This window comes from Methylobacterium indicum, from assembly GCF_001043895.1.
Taxonomy (GTDB): domain Bacteria; phylum Pseudomonadota; class Alphaproteobacteria; order Rhizobiales; family Beijerinckiaceae; genus Methylobacterium; species Methylobacterium indicum.
Genome location: NZ_JTHF01000023.1, coordinates 1 through 3,751 on the forward strand (window position 1 = coordinate 1; position 3,751 = coordinate 3,751).

Annotated in this window: 4 protein-coding genes; all 4 read left to right on the forward strand. The window is 69.8% G+C overall.

Annotation, left to right across the window (positions count from 1 at the left end):
- Nucleotides 1–136: 136 nt before the first annotated feature.
- Genes benB through catA form a run of 4 tightly spaced genes read left to right on the forward strand, consistent with a single transcriptional unit; the run spans nt 137 to nt 3,438 of the window.
- Complete coding sequence (gene benB, locus QR78_RS03315) at nt 137–628, forward strand: benzoate 1,2-dioxygenase small subunit (protein ID WP_048426073.1); 492 nt, start codon at nt 137–139, stop codon at nt 626–628.
- A 22-nt stretch (nt 629–650) separates the two neighbouring features.
- A complete protein-coding gene (gene benC, locus QR78_RS03320; RefSeq protein ID WP_048426074.1) occupies nt 651–1,664 on the forward strand; it encodes a benzoate 1,2-dioxygenase electron transfer component BenC in 1,014 nt (337 codons plus the stop codon).
- Complete coding sequence (locus QR78_RS03325; protein ID WP_048426075.1) at nt 1,661–2,455, forward strand: 1,6-dihydroxycyclohexa-2,4-diene-1-carboxylate dehydrogenase; 795 nt, start codon at nt 1,661–1,663, stop codon at nt 2,453–2,455. Before benC ends, QR78_RS03325 begins: the two co-directional genes overlap by 4 nt.
- Nucleotides 2,456–2,493: 38 nt before the next feature.
- Nucleotides 2,494–3,438: a catechol 1,2-dioxygenase gene (gene catA / locus QR78_RS03330; RefSeq protein WP_048426076.1), complete on the forward strand. Its 945-nt coding sequence runs from the start codon at nt 2,494–2,496 to the stop codon at nt 3,436–3,438.
- Nucleotides 3,439–3,751 lie beyond the last annotated feature (313 nt).

Sequence of the window (3,751 nt, forward strand, 5' to 3'; positions counted from 1 at the left end):
GCACCACCCCCACCCCTAGCCCCTCCCCACAAGGGGGAGGGGAAGGCGCTCCATCCGAAAACGTCACTCGCAACACCAGCGGCGCCGCCCCACCCGGGACGCCGAGCGCCCCCGCACGCCCATACGGAGCCCTCCGATGCCCCTCACCCTGGAGCAGGTGCAGCAATTCCTCTACCGCGAGGCCCGCTTCCTCGACGACCGCGACTTCGACGCCTGGCTGGCGCTCTACGCCCCCGACGTCGAGTTCTGGATGCCGTCCTGGGACGACGACGACCAGCTCGTCACCGATCCGCAGACCGACGTCTCGCTGATCTACTACGACAGCCGCAGCGGCCTGGAGGATCGGGTCTTCCGCATCCGCACCGAGCGGTCGAGCGCCACCAGCCTGCCGGAGCCGCGCACCTCGCACAACATCTCGAACGTCGAGATCCTGGAGCAGGACGAGACGACCTGCAAGCTTCGCTTCAACTGGCTCACCTTCAACTACCGCTACAAGACGATCGACACCCATTTCGGCACGTCGTTCTACACCCTCGACACCAGCGGCGAGACCCCGCTGATCAAGAAGAAGAAGGTGATCCTCAAGAACGACTACATCCATCACGTCATCGACGTGTATCACATCTAGGGAGGGCGCCGTGACCACAGCATTGCACAGCGTCGCGCTCAATTTCGAGGACGGCGTCACCCGCTTCATCGCCTGCCGGCCGGGCGAGACGGTGGCCGACGCCGCCTACCGTCTCGGCATCAACATCCCGCTCGATTGCCGGGACGGCGCCTGCGGCACCTGCCGGGTCCATTGCGAATCCGGCCGGTTCGATCCGGGCAGCTACATCGAGGACGCGCTCTCCGACGAGGAGGCCGCGCAGGGCTACGGCCTCGCCTGCCAGATGCGGCCGAAGACCGACCTGGTGCTGGCTATCGCCGCCTCGTCCAAGGTCTGCAAGACCAAGGCCGCCGCCCTCAAGGGGACGGTGTCGGCGGTGCGGCGGCTGTCGGACACCACCTTCGGCCTGAGCGTCGAGACCGAGGAGCCGGTCGGCTTCCTGCCCGGGCAGTACGTCAACATCGCGGTGCCGGGAAGCGGCCAGGCACGGTCCTACTCGTTCAGCTCGGTCCCGGGCAGCCGGCAGGCCGAGTTCCTGATCCGCAACATCCCGGGCGGGCTGATGAGCACGTTCCTGGCCGAGCAGGCCGAGGCGGGCGCCGCCCTCGACCTGACCGGCCCCTCGGGCAGCTTCTACCTGCGCGAGATCCACCGCCCGGTGCTGATGCTCGCCGGCGGCACCGGGCTCGCCCCGTTCCTGTCGATGCTCGGCACGGTCGCCGCGATCGGCACCGACCAGCCGATCCACCTCGTCTACGGCGTGACGCACGATGCCGACCTCGTCGAGACCGAGGCGCTGGACGAGGCGGCGGGCAGGATCCCGGGCTTCAGCTTCGAGACCTGCGTCGCCTCGCCCGACAGCCGGCACGCCAAGAAGGGCTACGTCACCGAGCACCTCGCCGACGCGCATCTACATGGCGGCGCGATCGACACCTATCTCTGCGGCCCGCCCGCGATGGTGGATGCGGTGCGCAAGACCTTCGCCGAGCGGGGATTGAGCCCGGCGAGCTTCCACTACGAGAAGTTCGCGGCGAGCGGCGTCGGGAGCGGGGCATGAGCGGGTTCGTCTCTCCCGGGCGCTTCTCGTCCAAGGTCGCGGTGGTGACCGGCGCCGCGCAGGGGATCGGCCGCGAGGTCGCCCTTCGGCTCGCCCGCGAGGGCGCCGCCCTCCTCCTCACCGACCGCTCGGAGATCGTCGAGGAGATTGCGGCCGAGGCGAGGGATTGCGGCGCCGAGGCCGCGGTGCGGCTCGCCGATGTCGAGACCTTCGAGGGCTGCGAGAGCGTGATGAACGCCGCGGTCGCACGGTTCGGCCGGCTCGACGTGCTGATCAACAATGTCGGCGGCTCGATCTGGTTCAAGCCCTTCGCGCAGTATGCCCCGCACGAGGTCGAGGCCGAGATCCGGCGCTCGCTCTTTCCGACCCTGTGGTGCTGCCGGGCGGCGCTGCCGCACATGCTGGCGGGTGGGGGCGGCAGCATCGTCAACGTGTCGTCGGTGGCGACGCGGGGCGTCAACCGCGTGCCTTACGCCGCCGCCAAGGGCGGGGTGAACGCGCTCACCGCCTGCCTGGCCTACGAATACGCCGAGCACGGCATCCGGGTGAACGCGGTGGCGCCCGGCGGCACCGAGGCGCCGCCCCGGCGCATCGCCCGCAACCCGACGCCGCCGAGCGACCAGGAGCGCGCCTGGATCGCCGAGGTGGTGGCCCAGACCAAGGCGTCGAGCCTGATGCACCGCTACGGCACCGCCGCCGAGCAGGCCGCCGCCATCCTGTTCCTCGCCTCCGACGAGGCCTCCTACGTCACCGGCACCGTCCTGCCGGTGGCCGGCGGCGACCTCGGCTGACCCGTAACCCGTCAACCAAGCAAGAGAGGAAACGCCCCATGACCGCCAAGACCGCGACCACCAAGATCGCCGATTCCGCCGAGGCCCAAACCCTGTTCGACAAGGTCGCGGGGCTCTCCACCGAGGCCGGCAACCCGCGCATCAAGCAGATCGTCCGCCGCGTCGTGGAGGATGCCTGCCGGATCGTCGAGGATCTCGACGTGACCCCGAGCGAATTCTGGACCGCGATGAGCTACCTGACCGAGACCGGCCAGAAGAACGAGTTCGGCCTCCTGATGCCGGGCTTGGGCGTCGAGCACTTCATCGACCTGTGCATCGACGCCAAGGAGCGGGCGGCCGGGATCGAAGGCGGCACGCCGCGCACCATCGAGGGGCCGCTCTACGTCGCGGGCGCGCCGCTGACGAAGGGCGAGGCCCGCCTCGACGACGACCCGGAAGACGGCGAGGTGCTGATCGTCGAGGGTCAGGTGACGGGCGAGGGCGGCGCGCCGGTGGCGGGTGCCATCGTGGATGTCTGGCACGCCAACACGCTCGGCAACTACTCGGTCTTCGACAAGGGCCAGAGCACCTGGAACCTGCGCCGGCGGATCGAGACGGATGGGCAAGGCCGCTACCGCTTCCGCAGCATCCTGCCGAAGGGCTATGGCTGCCCGCCGCACGGCCAGACCCAGAAGCTGCTGGACCAGCTCGGCCGCCACGGCCAGCGCCCGGCCCATATCCACTTCTTCGTCTCCGGCCCCGGCCACCGGCAGCTGACGACGCAGATCAACCTCTCGGACGATCCCTACCTGCACGACGACTTCGCCTTCGCCACCCGGGACGGGCTGATCGCCGAGGTGGTGCGGGTCACCGATCCGGCGGCGATCGCCGCGGCGGGGCTGGAGACGCCGTTCTCGACGATCCGGTTCGACTTCGCGCTCAACCCGGAGGTGGCGCATGCGCCGGATCCGGTGGTGGTGCGGCCGCATGCCGAGGCGGCGTAACGCGCGACGCCCGCATCCTCCCCCGCACAGGGCCGTCCGGGAAAAGGAAAAGGCGCTGATTTCCCCTCTCCCCGCGGGCGGGGAGAGGCCTGAGCTCCGAAGGGGCTCAGGGAGCCCGTAGGGCGAGGGTGAGGGGGTCTCTCAGGAAGAGGCCCCTTCGGCACCACCCCCTCACCCTCGCTCCGGCTTCGCCTCCGCTTGCTGCGTCTCCTGAACGGAGACACAGCCCTCTCCCCGCCCGCGGGGAGAGGAGAAGACCCGCGCCCTTCTTTACCCGAACAGCCCTGCCGCAGAGGGGGGAGGGTTCAGAGCC